The organism is Trichloromonas sp., from assembly GCF_034006665.1.
GTDB lineage: Bacteria > Desulfobacterota > Desulfuromonadia > Desulfuromonadales > Trichloromonadaceae > Trichloromonas.
Window position 1 is genome coordinate 144,652 of the sequence record NZ_JAVESI010000001.1, and the last position, 15,044, is coordinate 159,695.

Sequence of the window (15,044 nt, forward strand, 5' to 3'; positions counted from 1 at the left end):
GAGATTGCCCCGGTCCCTCACCCCTCTCCTTGACAGGATGATCTGGGAGGGGGGGTCAGTGCCTCAGCCCTTTTCGCCGACGATAATGTAGACCGGGTTGTAAGCCTCGAACATCTTGTACTCGGTCAGTGGCCGGGTGCGGGCGACGTTGATGGTGGTCACTTCGACCTGATAGCCTGCGTTCTCGAAGAATTCAGTGGCGGCGGTGAGGGTTTCGAGGGTAATGGCGTTGATGACGATGCGCCCTTCGGCGGGGAGTCGGGCATCGACCGCTTCGAGGATGCGGAAGAGATTGCCCCCCGAGCCGCCGATGAAGACCCGGTCGGGATCGGGCAGATCCTCGAAGCAGTCCGGGGCTTCGCCGGCGACCAGAGTGATATGGCGGGTGTGAAACTTGTTGAGGTTCTGCTTAATGAAGGCAAGACTCTGTTCATTGCGCTCCATGGCGAAGATACGGCCGTTGGGAAGCAGATGGTCGGCCTCGATGCTCACCGAACCGCTGCCGGCACCCACGTCCCACAGGCACATGTCGTGGCGCAGTTTGAGCTTAGCCAGGGCCACAACCCGGACTTCTTCCCGGGTAATGTGTTTCTTGATGCTGGCGAATTCCTCGTCGGGGATGCCGAGGGTCGGCATGTAATCGTCCCCCTCCCCTTCATATTCCTTGATGAGAATGAGTACATTGAGGGGGGAGGAGGAAACCCGCAGCAGGTCGGGAAGGGAAAGATTGCGGATGCGTTCGTCGACGCCGCCGAGATTTTCACAAAGCCAGGCGGTATAGCCGTCGCGACCGCGCTCGATGAGTTCGGCAGCGATGGCTGCCGGGGTGTTGACCTCGTCGGTGAGGACGGCGGCCTTGTCGTTGGCGACGATGCGATCCACCGCCCCTCTGATTCCCCGGCCTTGGATCGAAACGAAGACCGCGTCGTCCCAGGGCTCCTTGATCTTGGCGAAAGCGTACTGCACCGAGCTGACGTTGGGAACGAACTCCAGTTCGTCACGGTTGAAATTGCGCAGCAAAATGCGGCCGATGCCGAAGAAGAGCGGGTCGCCGGAGGAGAGAACCACCGCCGGACCCTTGCGGGCATTGAGCCGTTCGACCAGATGCGCGAGGTTGCCGTCGATCACCAGCTTTTCCCCGGCGAAATCGGGGAAGAGGCGCAGATGCCGCTCACCGCCGCAGAGTAGAGAAGCTTGGGAGATCAGTTCCAGGGAGCGACGGCTGAAACCCTCATGCCCTTCGACGCCGGCACCGATGACGTAAATCTTGTTCATGCTGTCCCGCTCCTCTCGAAAACCGGGGGAATCCCCAGATGATGGCGAACCCGTTGCCCCGGGTTGGAGTCCGTGGGGGCAAAGACCATTCTTTTCATAGACATTATTGCGCCTACCGGTGAACCTTAATACTTTCGCAAAAAGCATATTGTTGGATGGCGCTTTTTGCGATGCCATCAAGTTTAGCGTTTTCGCCGAGGCGTCGTCAAGACCGACGGAGGCGCCCGTTCAGAGACTCCAGCCGGCCTCCTGCAAAGATGCGTCAATCCGCTCACGCACGATCTCGGCCAGCTTGCGGTGAACGCCCAGCGGCTGCCCCAGAATCATCTCCAGTCCGGGATGGCGCCTGCGCGCCTGCGCGATCTCATCGGGAAGATCCTTGAGCACATGGGCGCCGGCATAGAGAAAGTAGGGATAAAGCAGGACACGCGCCGCACCCTGCGCGACACAACGGTCAATTCCTTCCTGAATGCTGGTGAGGTGGGGGGCGAGAAAGGCGACCTCGACAATCGCGGCGCCCGTATCGTCTTTGACCAGAGCGGCGACAGCGTAGAGAGCATCGTTGGCCCCGGCGGCCCGGGAACCGTGACCAAGCAGGAGAATGGCGGTTTTCAAGACAAATTCATTTCTCCGAACGGCCGGGAGAGTCGTGAACGTTTGACCTGCGCGAAGGGACCGGATCAGGACACGAGAAAAGCAAAACGCCAACTGCGCACGCTGTTGATTAGCCACAGGCTATCGGCGCGGCGGAGGTCCTGGGGCGTCAGCACCGTTTCGGCGATGACCTCCCGCTCCAGCAGTTCCGCGCGAAGGACGCCGGGAAGCAGACCGCAGGCCAGAGCCGGAGTGAGAAGCCGTCCATCCAGCCGCACCACCAAGTTGTGATAGCTCCCTTCGGTCAGCTCGCCGCGTTCGTTGACGAAGAGCACCTCGTCCGCCTCGGGGTGACGGCGCCGGGCGTCGTCAAGTGGTTCGCGGCGCTCGGTCTTGTGGTAGCGCATACAGTCCCGCGAGTCAACCGGGACCTCAGCCATTGCCACCCGTAAAGGAGAAGACCGATCCGGTCCCAAGGGCTCGCTCGTAATACCGAGCCGACCATCACGGGCCAGCAACAGGCGAACCTTGTGTTTGCCCCGCAAACTCCGGCCCGCTGCATCCAAGGCCGCGCGTGACGCCGCCAGATCGCAACGGAAGCCGAAGTAGTCGGCCGAGGCGGAAAGACGCGCGAGATGGCGATCCAGCAAGGGATAACCGCCGTCGCGACAGAGCAGCGCCTCGATCAGGCGAAACTCCCGGGGCGACAAGTCAATGAAGCGCCCCTTTGCCAGACACTCGGCGTACTCGGCTTCTGCCCGGGCATCCCAGGTGATGCCGCTGCCCAGGCCGAGTTCGGCCTGGCCTTCCCCATCGACCACGAGGGTGCGGATCGCCACCGAAAAGACCGCTTCCTCCCCCGGCGAGACAAAGCCGATGGCGCCGCAGTAAACCCCGCGCGGCTCGGGCTCCAACTCGGCGATCAGCTCCATCGTGCGCCGTTTTGGCGCCCCCGTCACCGAGCCGCAAGGGAAGAGAGCGGCGAAGAGGTCAGGCAATGTCGTCCCCGACTTGAGCCGGGCGGCGACCGTCGAGGTCAGATGGTGTACCGTCGGATAGCGCTCGCCGTCGAACAGGGATTCGACCCGCACCGATCCGGTTTCGGCGATGGTGCCAAGGTCGTTGCGCACCAGATCGACGATCATCAGATTTTCAGCCCGTTCCTTGACACTTTCCTGCAGGGTTCTGGCCACCGCGCGGTCAGCCGCCGCCTCCGGCGCGCGCGGGGCGGTCCCTTTCATGGGACGCATGAGGATATCGGGCCCCCGGCGGGCGAAAAAAAGTTCCGGCGAAGCCGAGAGGATGCGCCGGTCGCCAGTGTCGAGCCAAGAGCAGAAAGGCGCCCGTTGGGCCGCGGCCAGTTGCCGGTAGAGCGCGAAGGGGTCGCCCGCGACACGAAAACGCTGCCGCAAGGTGTAGTTGACCTGATAGCTCTCCCCCCGGGCGATCGCTGCATGGATGGCGGCGACGGCCGCCGTGTAGCAATCGGCGGCGACCGAAAGGACTCTTTCGCCATCGACGGATGCGAAGGAATCGACCCAATCCGCGCCTCCGTACCCATCCCCCTCAATCCGCTCCCGAAATATCCCGAACCAGGCCAGCGGCAAGCCGGCAACCGGCTCCCGCCCCGGAAGTGTCGGATTGATTCCTGAGGCGGCCTCGTAAGAGACAAAACCGGCGGCGTGGAACCCTTGCATCACCGCCTCCTCCACCGCCGTCAGCACCGGCATGACCGCGTCCGCTGTTCGCGCCAAGATCACCTGCTCCAACCCGATGAAGCGATACGACGCGGGAAAACGGTCCCAAGGAGCATGGGATTCGAAAAGCGCTTGAGGACAACCGGTCCGACTCATGGTCAACCACCCCAACCTATCCGTTCAACAGCTTCACTACGGCGACGCCGTCGGGATAATAGTCGATGATGTTGTGACAGCCGTAGTTCTGTTCGATATGGAAAAGTCGGTCGAGGGGGGCGCCGATGGCGTCGAGCAGGATGACCCGGTTGACGCCGCCGTGCCCCACCACCAGCACTTCTTCGCCGGGATGCCGATCGAGGATGCGACGCAGGGCGGGACGCAGACGCCCCGCGAGTTCGAGAAGGGTTTCCCCTCCCGGAACCCGGTAATGAACGATGTCGGCGAGACGCGCCTGCCACTCTCGCGGATAGCGTTCCTGCAGTTCCTTCCAGGTCAGCCCTTCCCATTCGCCGATATGCAGTTCGCGCAATTCGGCGAGCGCCGTCGGGATGAGGTCGTGGGGCGCGGCAAGCAGCTCCGCCCCCTGCCGGCAGCGGCTCAGATCGCTGCTGTAGACGGCGCGCAGCGGCACCTTTCCCAGGCGGGGGAGCAGCGCCCGGTACTGGGTCCGTCCTGCGGCGGTCAACGGCACATCCCCCTGGCCGTTGTAACGCTTCTCCTCGAAACCTTCGACTTGGCCGTGACGGATAAGATGGATGCGGGTCGGGGTAGGTTCCATGCCGTTTTTCACGCGTGCCGGAGCAAATGAACCAAAAGCAGGGCGAAGATCTCCATGACTTCGTTCCCTGCGCCCAGAACGTCACCGGTAACACCGCCCAGCCGATAGTGGAAATACCTGAGCAGAGCAAGGCCGACAAGGCCGAAGACCAGCAGTAGCGCCAGCCCCTTCAGACCGAAGAGGATCAGCGTCGCGATGGCGAAGGTCGCCGAGGCGATGGCGAACTCGCGCCCGCCGACATGTTCGACAAACGTACCGCCGGTCCCGCCGCCGGAAGGGATGTAGCTGCTGTAAGCAGCGAGCAGCACCTGGATCCAGCGCCCGGCCATGGGCATGAAGATCAGGGCCGGAGCCTTGAGCTGAAACGGCACGTTATGCAGGATGACGTACTTGAGCAGCAGCACCATGACCAAGCCGCTGACCCCCACCGGGCCGACCCGACTCTCCTTCATGATGCGCAACGTCCCCTCGCGGTCCTTGCCGCCGGCCAGACCGTCGCAGAGATCGGCGATGCCGTCAAGATGCACAGCGCCGGTAATGGCGATCATGGTCAGCACCAGCAGGCTGTCGACCACCGCCCGGGGGATAATCGGCGTCAGGGCCTGATCCATAGCCACCAGCCCCAGCCCCATGAGCAGGCCGACGGCGGGCCAGAAAGCCATGCCGCGCCCCAGGCGCTCGGCATCACCAGAAAGATTGTCGGCCACCGGAAAGACGGTCAGGAACCCGCCAGCCATGCGAAACTCTTCCCACCAGCGCTTCATTGCTCGTTCCCTTCAACCACCTTCGCGGCGACGGTTTCGGCCTTGCGCGGGGCATGGAGCGCCTCCTCAATCCGTTCCCAGATTTCCTCCCGCCCCTCTTTGCTCAGAGCGGAAAAGAGGGTGAAAGCGTCCAGGGGCAGGCCGGTGGTTTCGAGGATCGGCCCTATCTGGGCGGCGCGCCGGTTGCGGCTGACCTTGTCGATCTTGGTGATGACCGGAATGGTCGGAACCTCAAATTCTTCAAGCCAGTCGAGCAGATCGAGATCCTCTTCCCGAGGAACACGGCGGATATCGAAGAGCACGACCACCCCCCGAAGCTGCTCCCGTCGTTCCAGATAGGTCCGCACCATCGGCCCCCAGGCCTTCTTTACCGCCAGGGGAACCTTGGCAAAGCCGTAACCGGGGAGATCGACCAGGGAAAATTCGCCGTTGATGTCGAAAAAATTGAGCAGTTGGGTGCGACCCGGCGTCGAGGAGGTGCGCACTAGGCCGCGACGATTGACCAGGGTATTGATCAGGGTACTCTTGCCCACATTGCTGCGCCCGGCGAAAGCCACTTCGGGGCGTTCCTCCTCAGGGTAGTTGCCGGGGTGGGTGGCGCTCTTGATGAAGGCGGTGGAACGGATAATCACGAAAACCTCTTCAGCGCTGAAGAAACGAGAAAAAACCAGGTGACGCGGGAACTTTAGCACAGGCGAAGGGAAAAAAACACCCTCACCACCCAAACCCGACCACGGCAATGATTAAATCGGCGTCAAGGGGTTTGAATCGCAACCCTTACCCGTAAAAACCATTGCTTTTTTCTTCCAAAGCTGTTACCAAGTAGGCTGGTTTTGCGCCCCACCCCCACCGGAGCGCCCCATCAGCGGCTGCCGATTTCAACTTTACATATGTAAATCCACACCCAAGGAGACCTCTGCAATGAACGTCCGCATACGGATCAGCCTTTTCGCCATCCCGATCCTGTTTTTCGTACTTCAGGCAGGCCTTGTTTTTGGTGGGGAGTCCCGTCCCGGAAAATTCGTGACCATTGACGGCCAAGAAATCGGTTTCTTCCAGATCCAGGGGCGCCCGGTCATCAAAGGCTGGCTGAACGGAACCGCCATTGACATCCCTCTGGAAACGGTTTCGCAGATCGTCTTCTTCGACAGTCCCGACATCAACTACAGCATGTTCGGCAACGACATCAGTTCGGGCACCATCGAAGTTACCCGCAAAGCGGACGGCAAGAAGTTCTTGATTCAAGACGCCTTCCTCCCTTCGGACTGTGACTGCACCTACATCACCTACACCTACCGCAACCCCTTCACCGAAGAGATCAACCAAGGCAATACCGCCGTGGACGGGCTACGCAAGATCATCTTCGACAACGACACGATGTAGGCGATTGACCTTCACGAACATTCCTGACGGGATCCGGCAACGGATCCCGTTTTTTTATTCCCGACGCCGACGCGCTTTGCCTTCTCCCTCTGGACATTCCTGGAAATTCTGCTATAAACTTAAATGAAGATAAAAATAGTCATCTATCCCGAACCCAAGGAGCCCGCCATGCTCAGCCCGAAACTTCAGGACGCCCTCAACGAGCAGATGAAGAACGAGTTTTTCTCCGCCTATCTGTACATGGCCATCGCCGGCTACTTCCAGTCCGAAGATCTCCCCGGCATTGCTTCCTGGATGCGGGTGCAGGCCTTGGAAGAGATGACCCACGGCGAGAAGTTCTACAACTTCATCGCCGACACCGCCGGCCGTACCGACTTCCGGGGCTTCGAAGCGCCGAAAAACATCTACGAATCGCCTCTCGACGCCTTCCGGTACAGCCTTAAACACGAAAACTTCGTCACCGACCGCATCAACAAACTCATGGACTTGGCCAAGGAAGAAGGCAACCACGCGGCGCAGATCTTCCTGCAGTGGTTCGTCACCGAGCAGGTCGAGGAAGAGGCCGGCTTCTCCCTCATCGTACGCAAGCTCGAACGAATCGGCAGCGATGGCAACGGCCTGCTGCGCCTCGATGAGGAACTGGCGCAACGGGTCTTCGTGCCGCCGACCACGGCGGTCTGAGAGTTCCCACCCTCCCAACACAACAAAGGCGAACCTTTCGGTTCGCCTTTGTTGTTCGTTTGTCCAGCGAAGCGGGCAGAGGACGGAGTCAGCGGGTCAAATGCCGGTACTTGATGCGGTGCGGCTGATCGGCGGCAGCGCCGAGGCGCTTCTTGCGATCCGCCTCGTATTCGGAGTAGTTCCCCTCGAACCAGACCGCCTTGCTCTCCCCCTCGAAGGCGAGGATGTGGGTAGCCAGGCGGTCGAGGAACCAGCGATCGTGGCTGATGACCACAGCACAGCCGCCGAAATTTTCCAGCGCCTCCTCCAGCGCCCGCATGGTGTTGACGTCGAGGTCGTTGGTCGGCTCGTCGAGCAGGAGCACGTTGGCCCCTTCTTTCAGCATCTTGGCCAGATGCACCCGGTTGCGCTGACCGCCGGAGAGAGTGCCGACCTTTTTCTGCTGCTCGGTGCCGGAAAAGTTGAAACGGGAGACGTAGGCGCGGGAATTGATCAGCTGCTTGCCGAGCTGGAGCTGTTCCTGCCCGCCGGTGATCTCTTCCCAGATCGACTTCTCCGAATCGAGGGTGCGGCTCTGGTCGACATAGGCCAGCTGCACCGTATCGCCGATGCGGATGGTGCCGGCGTCAGGCTGCTCCTGGCCGCAGATCATTCGAAACAGGGTCGACTTGCCGGCGCCGTTGGGTCCGATGACACCGACGATCCCGCCCGGGGGCAGCTGGAAATTCAGCCCTTCAACCAAGAGCCGGTCGCCGTAGGCCTTGCTCACATCCTTCGCCTCGATGACCACATCGCCTAGGCGCGGTCCCGGCGGAATATAGAGTTCGAGATCTTTTTCGCGCTTCTCCGCTTCCTGGCCGAGAAGTTTCTCGTAGGCGGTGATGCGCGCCTGACTCTTGGCGTGGCGCCCCTTGGGGGACATGCGGATCCACTCCAGCTCCCGCTCCAGGGTCTTCTGCCGATTCGACTCGGACTTTTCCTCACGGCGCAGGCGCTCTTCCTTCTGCTCCAGCCAGGAAGAGTAGTTTCCCTTCCAGGGAATGCCCTCGCCGCGATCCAGCTCGAGAATCCAGCCGGCAACGTTGTCGAGGAAGTAACGATCGTGGGTCACGGCGATGATGGTCCCGGCGTAACGTTGCAGATGATGTTCCAGCCAGGCGACGCTTTCGGCGTCGAGATGGTTGGTCGGCTCGTCGAGAAGCAGGATGTCCGGCTTCTGCAACAGCAGTCGGCAGAGGGCGACGCGGCGCTTCTCGCCCCCGGACAAGATTTTGACCGGAGTGTCGGCGGGCGGACAGCGCAGGGCATCCATGGCCATCTCCAGGCGGCTGTCGAGATCCCAGGCATCGAGGTTGTCAAGGCGCTCCTGAACCTCCCCCTGGCGCTCGACGAGCTTGTTCATGGCGTCGTCGTCCATCGGCTCGGCAAATTTGAGGTTGATCTCCTCAAACTCTTTAAGCAGATCGACGGTCTCCTGGACCCCCTCCTCAACCACCTCCCGCACCGTGCGCTCCTCGTTGACCAGCGGTTCCTGCTCCAGATAACCGACGGTGTAGCCGGGGGAGAGGATCGTCTCGCCGTTAAACTCCTTGTCGACCCCGGCGAGAATACGCAGCAGCGAACTTTTGCCCGAACCGTTCAGACCTAAAACGCCGATTTTGGCGCCGTAAAAATAAGAAAGGGAAATATCCTTGAGAACCGGTTTTTTGTCATAAAACTTGCTGACCCGGATCATCGAATAGATGACCTTGTTGCCTTCGTTGCTCATGAAACGTAAAACCTCCCTGTGTATGGATTAAGATGGGCGTATCGTTCTTTCAAAAGCCTGAATCTTAGTCTTTTTCGTCGTCAACTTCCACCCCTAAATCAGCCTCTGTCGGCAGGGCGATTTCGGGAGAAACTCCACCGCCGAAAAGCTGTGGAAACCGATCCAGACTCTTCAGGATGAGGCCTTTATCGACGAAGGACTGATCCGCTCCCTGCTGGAACGGCGCGCCGGATACGACGTCATTCTGCCCGGGACTCCGGAAGGTCTGGAGCCGCTTTTCGCCTGCCCCGCTCCCCGAGTGGCGCTCCTTTCCACCGGCGACGAACTGGTGGAACTGGGCGAGACGCCGGAACCAGGCCGGATCGTCAACGCCAACCAACACCTGCTCGCCGCCCGCCTGCGCGAGGAGGGCTGCGCCGTCATCCCCCGGGGAAGAAGCGGAAGTGCTCGTGCTGCGCCTGCCGCCGGGGCGGGCCAATGCCTGATTTTCCTTCGACAATGACGGCATCCCGATGTATCCTTCCCCCATCCACGCAACAAAGGAGACCAGGCCATGTTCGGATTAGGCACGCAAGAGCTGATCATCATTCTCATCCTCGTCCTGATTGTTTTCGGCGCCGGCAAACTGCCCCAGGTCGGCAGCGCGCTCGGCAAGGGGCTGCGCAACTTCAAGCAGGGGATGAAGGATGATGATGCCGAGGGAAAAAAGAGGGAGGTCGAGGAGAAGAAGGACGAGTAGCGGTTCATCCCTTCATCACGAAAAAAACCCGCCTTCCGGTCATCGGCAAGGCGGGTTTTTTTCGTGATCGCGGAAAGTGCCCGGGACTTAGCCCTGGGCGGCTCCGGCCCCTTGGGTGGGGGTGATGGTGATTTCGACCCGGCGGTTCAGCTGCTTGCCGGCTTCGGTGTTGTTGTCGGCGATGGGCTTGGTCTCACCGAAACCGAGGGTGTTCATACGCATGCCGTCGACGCCCTGGGACACCAGGGTGTTCTTCACCGCCATGGCGCGCTGCTCGGAAAGGCGCTGGTTCATGTCCTCAGCGCCGCTGCTGTCGGTATGCCCGGCGATGAGGATGGTGGTCTGCGGATATTGATTGAGCACCTGCGCCACCCGGTTAAGCTCGGTCATGCCGCCCGGCTTGATCACCGAGGAGCCGACGTCGAAGAGCACATCCGACTTGAAGGTGACGGCGATGGTTTCCGCCTGGCGCTGCACGCTGGCGCTTTCGGTGTAGGCCAACTGCTCGCGCATGGCCGTTTCCTGGTTGTCCATATAGCGACCGATGGAGCCGCCGGCCAGGCCGCCGACCAAGGCGCCGATGCCGGCACCGATGAGGGTTCCTTCAGTATTCCCGCCGATCGCCTGGCCGAGACCGGCCCCCGCCGCCGCGCCGACGCCGGTACCGATCAGGGCGCCCTTGCCGGTCTTGGTCTGAGGCGCGGCGCAGCCCGCCGCTGCCAGGGTCGAAGCCAAAAGCAAAACGATCAATCTTTTCATTGCCGTCTCCTGTGTTCGAGTTCGGATTAACGTGCCGCCGGGATGGCGACTGAAGGAATAATACCCGCCAAGGGCACCGATTGCAACCTCGTCCCCCCCCGGCATTGGCTCGAAGACCAGGAGGCCGTGTCAAGTCGCCGGCCTTAAAAGTTGAAAAATCCGCCGTTTCCGTGCTATCGTCCGGCCCTGTTTCAGCCATTTCAGAGATTGAGGTCATGCCATGAAAATCACCCGTCTTGAGGTCGAGCAGGTCGCCCGCCTCTCCCGGCTGGCCCTGGAGGAGAGCGAACTGGAGGCCCTCACCGGTCAACTGGACGCCATTCTCGGCTATGTCGACCAGCTCAACGAACTGAACACCGAGGGCATCCTCCCCACGGCCCACGCTGTTCCCATGGAAAACGCCTTCCGTCCCGACCAGGTCGCGCCCCCCCTCGGCGCCGAAAAGGCGCTGAGCAACGCGCCGGACGCCGACAACGGCTGTTTCCGGGTGCCCAAGGTTATCGAGTAAATTTGTTAGGAGTGAGGCGTGAGGGGAAAAGCCTCCCGCCGGCGCCCGTAATCACTACCGATGCTTTAGCGAAAAGCATCCCGTTGGATGGCTAAGCAAAAAGCGCCCAATGCCAGGCGCGCCATGGTCGAGCAATGAAGCGTACTGACGTACGTCGAAGCGGCTAGACGATGGCGGCAACGCAGCCGTTGGTGAGTTTTTGCAACGCCATCATTTATTGGAGTCAACCCGCATGGAACTGACGGATCTTACTATCCACGGCCTGCATCAGCGGCTGCTCCGGCGCGAAATCACCGCGCTGGAGATGACCGAGGCCTTTCTCGCCCGCATCGAAGCCAGTAACCCGCAACTCAACACCTTCATCACCGTCACCGGCGACAGCGCCCGCCAGGCCGCCGCCGAGGCGGACAAGCTGCTCGCCAGCGAATGCGGCGAGCGCAAGTTCGGCGTGTTGACCGGCATCCCCCTGGCCCTCAAGGATATCTTCGTCACTGCGGGAGTTCGCACCACCTGCGCCTCGAAAATCCTCGACAACTTCATCCCCCCCTACGACGGCACCGCCGTGCGCAAGCTCAAGGAACAGGGGGCGGTCATTCTCGGCAAGCTGAATATGGACGAGTTCGCCATGGGCAGTTCGAACGAAACCAGCGCTTTCGGGCCGGTGCGCAACCCCTGGAATCTCGACTGCGTCGCCGGCGGCTCCTCCGGCGGCAGCGCGGCTTCGGTCGCGGCCCTGCAAACGGTGGCGGCCCTCGGTACCGACACCGGCGGTTCGATCCGCCAGCCCGCCTCCCACTGCGGCGTGGTCGGACTCAAGCCGACCTACGGCCGGGTCTCCCGCTACGGGGTGATCGCCTATGCCTCGTCCCTTGACCAGGTCGGGCCGGTGACCCGCGACGTGGAAGACTGCGCCATTCTCCTCGGCGCCGTCGCCGGTCACGACCGCGCCGACTCGACCTCGGTCAACCGGGCGGTTCCCGATTACCGCAAAAATCTCCGGCAGGGAATCAAGGGGATGAAGATCGGCCTGCCCAAGGAATATTTCATCGACGGCCTCGACCCTGAGGTGCGCCGGGCCGTGGATGATGCAATTCGCGTCTGCCGCGAACTGGGAGCGGAGTTCGTCGAGGTTTCCCTCCCCCACACCGCCTACGCCGTGGCCTGTTACTATCTCGTCGCCACCGCCGAAGCGTCGAGCAACCTCTCCCGCTACGACGGCGTGCGCTTCGGCCTGCGCATCGACGAGGGCCAGGGTCTCATCGACATGTACATGAAGAGCCGCGCCGCCGGCTTCGGCGCCGAAGTCAAACGACGCATCATGCTCGGCACCTACGCCCTCTCCTCGGGTTATTACGACGCCTATTACCTCAAGGCGCAGAAGGTGCGCACCCTGATCCGCCAGGACTTCCTCGACGCTTTCAACCAGGTCGACGTACTCCTCACCCCGGTGGCGCCGACGGCGGCCTTCAAGATCGGCGAGAAGACCGCCGACCCCCTGCAGATGTACCTGTCGGACATCTTCACCATCCCGGTCAACCTCGCCGGTACCTGCGCCCTCAGCCTCCCCTGCGGATTGTCCTCTGCCGGGTTGCCCATCGGCCTGCAACTGATCGGCCGCCCTTTCGGCGAAGAGACCATTTTGCAGGCGGCTTATGCCTTTGAACAGGCGACGGACTGGCACAAACAGGCGCCGAAAATCTGAAGGATGTCGTAGGGGCGAACCTCGTGTTCGCCCGTTTTCCGTCCGGGATAAAACGATCAAGGGCGAATACAAAATTCGCCCCTACTGCGATAGATTGAATCGAGGATCGAGCATGAAATCCAAATATGAAGTCGTCATCGGACTGGAAGTCCACGTCCAGTTGACCACCAAGACCAAGATTTTCTGCGGCTGTCCGACCGAATTCGGGCAGGCGCCCAACTCCCAGACCTGCCCGGTTTGCCTGGGCCTGCCCGGCGCCCTGCCGGTGCTCAACAAGCAGGTGGTGGAATACGCCATCCGCACCGGCCTGGCCACCCATTGCACCATCGCCCCCCGCTCGGTTATGGCGCGTAAGAACTACTTCTATCCCGACCTGCCCAAGGGTTATCAGATCAGCCAGTTCGAGTTGCCGATCTGCGAGCACGGGCATTTGGAGATCGAAACCGAGGACGGCGGCCGCAAGACCATCGGCATCACCCGCATCCACATGGAAGAGGACGCCGGCAAGCTGATCCACGGCGACACCCCGGAAACCGCCGGCGCCTCCTTCGTCGACCTCAACCGCGCCTGCACGCCGCTCTTGGAAATCGTCTCCGAACCGGACATGCGCTCTTCCGACGAGGCCATCGCCTATCTAAAAAAGCTGCATCAGATCGTGGTCTATCTCGGCGTCTGTGACGGCAACCTGGAGCAGGGCTCCTTCCGTTGCGACGCCAACGTCTCCATTCGCCCCTGGGGGCAAGAGAAACTCGGTACCCGCGCCGAACTGAAAAACATCAACTCCTTCCGCTTCATCAAGCAGGCCATTGAGTATGAGATCGAGCGGCAGATCGAGGTGATCGAGGAGGGCGGCAAAGTGGTGCAGGAAACCCGTCTTTTCGACGCCAACGCCGGCACGACCCGCTCCATGCGCGGCAAGGAAGAAGCCCACGACTACCGCTACTTCCCCGATCCCGACCTGGTACCCATCGTCGTCTCTCCCGAGTGGATCGAGAGCGCCCGCCAGGAGTTGCCGGAGCTGCCGGAAGCCAAGCAGGAGCGCTTCGTCCGCGAGTACGGCCTGTCGCGCTATGATGCCGAGGTGCTCACCGCCGAGCGGGCCATGGGCGATTACTTCGACGCTTGCGTGCGCCTCCACGACGACGGCAAGGCCTGCGCCAACTGGGTGATGGGCGAGGTCCAGCGCCGCCTCAACGACGAGGGAATTTCCATTGCTAACGCCCCCGTCTCCCCCGAGGCACTGGTCGGGATGCTTAAACGCATCGACGACAACACCATCTCCGGCAAGATCGCCAAGACCGTCTTCGACGCCATGTGGAAAAGCGGCAAAAGCGCCGACGCCATCATCGACGAGCAGGGCCTTAAACAGGTCACCGACACCGGGGCCATTGAGGCCGTCATCGACCAGATCATCGCCGCCAACCCCGGCCAGGTCGAGGAATACCGGGGCGGCAAAGAAAAAGTCTTCGGCTTCTTCGTCGGCCAAGTGATGAAAGCCAGCCAAGGCAAGGCCAACCCGGCGGCGGTGAACGAACTGTTGAAGAAGAAGCTGGCGGGATAACCGTAGGGGCGATGTTTGTCATCGCCCTGGGCGAACACAAGGCTCGCCCCTACAACCAACATGCCGGAGAATATCCATGGACGAGACTCGGCTGCGGGAACGCATCGGCGACTACCTCAAGGCGCTGGCGCAACTGGAAAAAGCGGCGGCCCTGCCCAAGGATGAATTCGTCCGCGATTCGGTGATTCAGCGCTTCGAATTCACCCATGAGCTGGGCTGGAAGATGATGAAGCTGAAGCTCGAAGCGGAAGGGTTGCCGGTACGGACCCCGCGTGAAACGGTGCAGGAGGCGTTGCAGGCCGGACTGATCGAGAACGGCAATCTCTGGACCGACATGCAGAAGATGCGCAATCTCACCAGCCACACCTATCATGAAAAACTGGCCGACGACGTCTACGACTTCATTGTCGGCACGGGGATCGTCCTTTTTCGGCAACTGGCCGAGAAGTGCCGGACATGGCAGACGAACGCCTGATTTTCGGTCTGGCCGAACGGCACTATGCCGACATGGCGGAGATCTTCCGGCGCTATCCCCAGATCGAACAGGTGCTCATCTTCGGCTCCCGCGCCAAGGGGACCGACAAACCCTGGTCCGACTTCGATCTGGCGGTCGTCGCCCCGACCCTGAGCGACAGAGACTTCTCCCAGCTCTGGAACGAAATCGACGACCTGCCCCTGGCCTTCAAACTCGACCTGCTGCACTGGGACAAACTGGGGGAAATTCCGCTGAAGGAAAAAATCCGTCGGGAAGGTCGGCGGTTTTATCCATTGCCGGAAAAATAATAAATAAGTGAATGGTGATTGGTTTTCACCTTTGCCAATCACTGATAACCAA

At 61.3% G+C, this 15,044-nt stretch carries 17 protein-coding genes; 8 read left to right on the plus strand and 9 right to left on the minus strand.

Translation table 11 applies throughout. The features are described from left to right. Positions 1–63 precede the first annotated feature (63 nt). The 6 genes from cbiE to yihA form a co-directional block, all read right to left on the minus strand. On the minus strand, positions 64–1,275 hold the full coding sequence (gene cbiE, locus RBR25_RS00705; RefSeq protein WP_432817597.1) for a precorrin-6y C5,15-methyltransferase (decarboxylating) subunit CbiE: 1,212 nt from the start codon (positions 1,273–1,275) through the stop codon (positions 64–66). Positions 1,276–1,503: 228 nt separating this feature from the next. Continuing rightward, positions 1,504–1,890, minus strand: coding sequence for a sirohydrochlorin chelatase (locus RBR25_RS00710; protein ID WP_432817598.1), 387 nt, complete (start codon positions 1,888–1,890; stop codon positions 1,504–1,506). 65 nt (positions 1,891–1,955) lie between these two features. Further along, on the minus strand, positions 1,956–3,722 hold the full coding sequence (gene pabB, locus RBR25_RS00715; protein WP_432817599.1) for an aminodeoxychorismate synthase component I: 1,767 nt from the start codon (positions 3,720–3,722) through the stop codon (positions 1,956–1,958). Positions 3,723–3,738: 16 nt separating this feature from the next. After that, positions 3,739–4,344 carry an alpha-ribazole phosphatase gene (gene cobC / locus RBR25_RS00720; RefSeq protein WP_432817600.1) on the minus strand — a complete coding sequence of 202 codons (606 nt, stop codon included), beginning with the start codon at positions 4,342–4,344 and terminating at the stop codon, positions 3,739–3,741. A gap of 8 nt (positions 4,345–4,352) precedes the next feature. Next, positions 4,353–5,108: an adenosylcobinamide-GDP ribazoletransferase gene (gene cobS, locus RBR25_RS00725; RefSeq protein ID WP_432817601.1), complete on the minus strand. Its 756-nt coding sequence runs from the start codon at positions 5,106–5,108 to the stop codon at positions 4,353–4,355. Next, the gene (gene yihA / locus RBR25_RS00730) at positions 5,105–5,740 is read right to left on the minus strand and encodes a ribosome biogenesis GTP-binding protein YihA/YsxC (protein WP_432817602.1); all 636 of its coding nucleotides are present in this window, start codon (positions 5,738–5,740) and stop codon (positions 5,105–5,107) included. Before yihA ends, cobS begins: the two co-directional genes overlap by 4 nt. Positions 5,741–6,029: 289 nt before the next feature. Here yihA and RBR25_RS00735 point away from each other — a divergent pair, with 289 nt between their 5' ends. Further along, positions 6,030–6,491 (plus strand): hypothetical protein, encoded by a 462-nt coding sequence (locus tag RBR25_RS00735; RefSeq protein WP_432817603.1) that lies wholly within the window; start codon positions 6,030–6,032, stop codon positions 6,489–6,491. Positions 6,492–6,614: 123 nt separating this feature from the next. After that, the gene (locus tag RBR25_RS00740; protein WP_432817604.1) at positions 6,615–7,172 is read left to right on the plus strand and encodes a ferritin; all 558 of its coding nucleotides are present in this window, start codon (positions 6,615–6,617) and stop codon (positions 7,170–7,172) included. Positions 7,173–7,260: 88 nt separating this feature from the next. Here the strand turns inward: RBR25_RS00740 and ettA are convergent, their stop codons facing one another. Together ettA and RBR25_RS00750 are read right to left on the minus strand one after the other, a co-directional pair. Further along, positions 7,261–8,940 (minus strand): energy-dependent translational throttle protein EttA, encoded by a 1,680-nt coding sequence (ettA, locus tag RBR25_RS00745; RefSeq protein ID WP_432817605.1) that lies wholly within the window; start codon positions 8,938–8,940, stop codon positions 7,261–7,263. A gap of 64 nt (positions 8,941–9,004) precedes the next feature. Next, positions 9,005–9,448 (minus strand): hypothetical protein, encoded by a 444-nt coding sequence (locus tag RBR25_RS00750; RefSeq protein WP_432817606.1) that lies wholly within the window; start codon positions 9,446–9,448, stop codon positions 9,005–9,007. Positions 9,449–9,493: 45 nt separating this feature from the next. Here RBR25_RS00750 and tatA point away from each other — a divergent pair, with 45 nt between their 5' ends. After that, complete coding sequence (gene tatA, locus RBR25_RS00755; RefSeq protein ID WP_432817607.1) at positions 9,494–9,679, plus strand: twin-arginine translocase TatA/TatE family subunit; 186 nt, start codon at positions 9,494–9,496, stop codon at positions 9,677–9,679. Between the two features lie 87 nt (positions 9,680–9,766). Here tatA and RBR25_RS00760 read toward each other — a convergent pair whose 3' ends face one another. Then, entirely contained in the window at positions 9,767–10,438 is a 672-nt protein-coding gene (locus RBR25_RS00760; RefSeq protein WP_432817608.1) for an OmpA family protein, read from the minus strand. A gap of 220 nt (positions 10,439–10,658) precedes the next feature. Between RBR25_RS00760 and gatC the strand changes: the two genes are divergently transcribed. The 5 genes from gatC to RBR25_RS00785 all read left to right on the plus strand — a co-directional run bounded on the left by gatC (position 10,659) and on the right by RBR25_RS00785 (position 14,992). Beyond that, on the plus strand, positions 10,659–10,946 hold the full coding sequence (gene gatC / locus RBR25_RS00765; RefSeq protein ID WP_432817609.1) for an Asp-tRNA(Asn)/Glu-tRNA(Gln) amidotransferase subunit GatC: 288 nt from the start codon (positions 10,659–10,661) through the stop codon (positions 10,944–10,946). Positions 10,947–11,178: 232 nt separating this feature from the next. Continuing rightward, a complete protein-coding gene (gene gatA / locus RBR25_RS00770; protein ID WP_432817610.1) occupies positions 11,179–12,648 on the plus strand; it encodes an Asp-tRNA(Asn)/Glu-tRNA(Gln) amidotransferase subunit GatA in 1,470 nt (489 codons plus the stop codon). A 112-nt stretch (positions 12,649–12,760) separates the two neighbouring features. Further along, positions 12,761–14,209, plus strand: a complete 1,449-nt coding sequence (gatB, locus tag RBR25_RS00775) for an Asp-tRNA(Asn)/Glu-tRNA(Gln) amidotransferase subunit GatB (protein WP_432817611.1) — start codon at positions 12,761–12,763, stop codon at positions 14,207–14,209. Between the two features lie 76 nt (positions 14,210–14,285). After that, positions 14,286–14,684 carry a nucleotidyltransferase substrate binding protein gene (locus RBR25_RS00780; RefSeq protein WP_432817612.1) on the plus strand — a complete coding sequence of 133 codons (399 nt, stop codon included), beginning with the start codon at positions 14,286–14,288 and terminating at the stop codon, positions 14,682–14,684. Continuing rightward, the gene (locus RBR25_RS00785) at positions 14,666–14,992 is read left to right on the plus strand and encodes a nucleotidyltransferase family protein (protein WP_432817613.1); all 327 of its coding nucleotides are present in this window, start codon (positions 14,666–14,668) and stop codon (positions 14,990–14,992) included. The genes RBR25_RS00780 and RBR25_RS00785 overlap by 19 nt, the downstream gene beginning before the upstream one ends. Positions 14,993–15,044: the final 52 nt, after the last annotated feature.

Excerpts from the sequence above, each read along its gene's own strand:
- cbiE (WP_432817597.1), bottom strand. The coding sequence starts at position 1,275 with ATGAACAAGATTTACGTCATCGGTGCCGGCGTCGAAGGGCATGAGGGT.
- pabB (WP_432817599.1), bottom strand. The coding sequence starts at position 3,722 with ATGAGTCGGACCGGTTGTCCTCAAGCGCTTTTCGAATCCCATGCTCCT.
- cobC (WP_432817600.1), bottom strand. The coding sequence starts at position 4,344 with ATGGAACCTACCCCGACCCGCATCCATCTTATCCGTCACGGCCAAGTC.
- cobS (WP_432817601.1), bottom strand. The coding sequence starts at position 5,108 with ATGAAGCGCTGGTGGGAAGAGTTTCGCATGGCTGGCGGGTTCCTGACC.
- RBR25_RS00735 (WP_432817603.1), top strand. The coding sequence starts at position 6,030 with ATGAACGTCCGCATACGGATCAGCCTTTTCGCCATCCCGATCCTGTTT.
- RBR25_RS00740 (WP_432817604.1), top strand. The coding sequence starts at position 6,615 with ATGAAGATAAAAATAGTCATCTATCCCGAACCCAAGGAGCCCGCCATG.
- ettA (WP_432817605.1), bottom strand. The coding sequence starts at position 8,940 with ATGAGCAACGAAGGCAACAAGGTCATCTATTCGATGATCCGGGTCAGC.
- RBR25_RS00750 (WP_432817606.1), bottom strand. The coding sequence starts at position 9,448 with ATGCCGTCATTGTCGAAGGAAAATCAGGCATTGGCCCGCCCCGGCGGC.
- tatA (WP_432817607.1), top strand. The coding sequence starts at position 9,494 with ATGTTCGGATTAGGCACGCAAGAGCTGATCATCATTCTCATCCTCGTC.
- RBR25_RS00760 (WP_432817608.1), bottom strand. The coding sequence starts at position 10,438 with ATGAAAAGATTGATCGTTTTGCTTTTGGCTTCGACCCTGGCAGCGGCG.
- gatC (WP_432817609.1), top strand. The coding sequence starts at position 10,659 with ATGAAAATCACCCGTCTTGAGGTCGAGCAGGTCGCCCGCCTCTCCCGG.
- gatA (WP_432817610.1), top strand. The coding sequence starts at position 11,179 with ATGGAACTGACGGATCTTACTATCCACGGCCTGCATCAGCGGCTGCTC.
- gatB (WP_432817611.1), top strand. The coding sequence starts at position 12,761 with ATGAAATCCAAATATGAAGTCGTCATCGGACTGGAAGTCCACGTCCAG.
- RBR25_RS00780 (WP_432817612.1), top strand. The coding sequence starts at position 14,286 with ATGGACGAGACTCGGCTGCGGGAACGCATCGGCGACTACCTCAAGGCG.
- RBR25_RS00785 (WP_432817613.1), top strand. The coding sequence starts at position 14,666 with ATGGCAGACGAACGCCTGATTTTCGGTCTGGCCGAACGGCACTATGCC.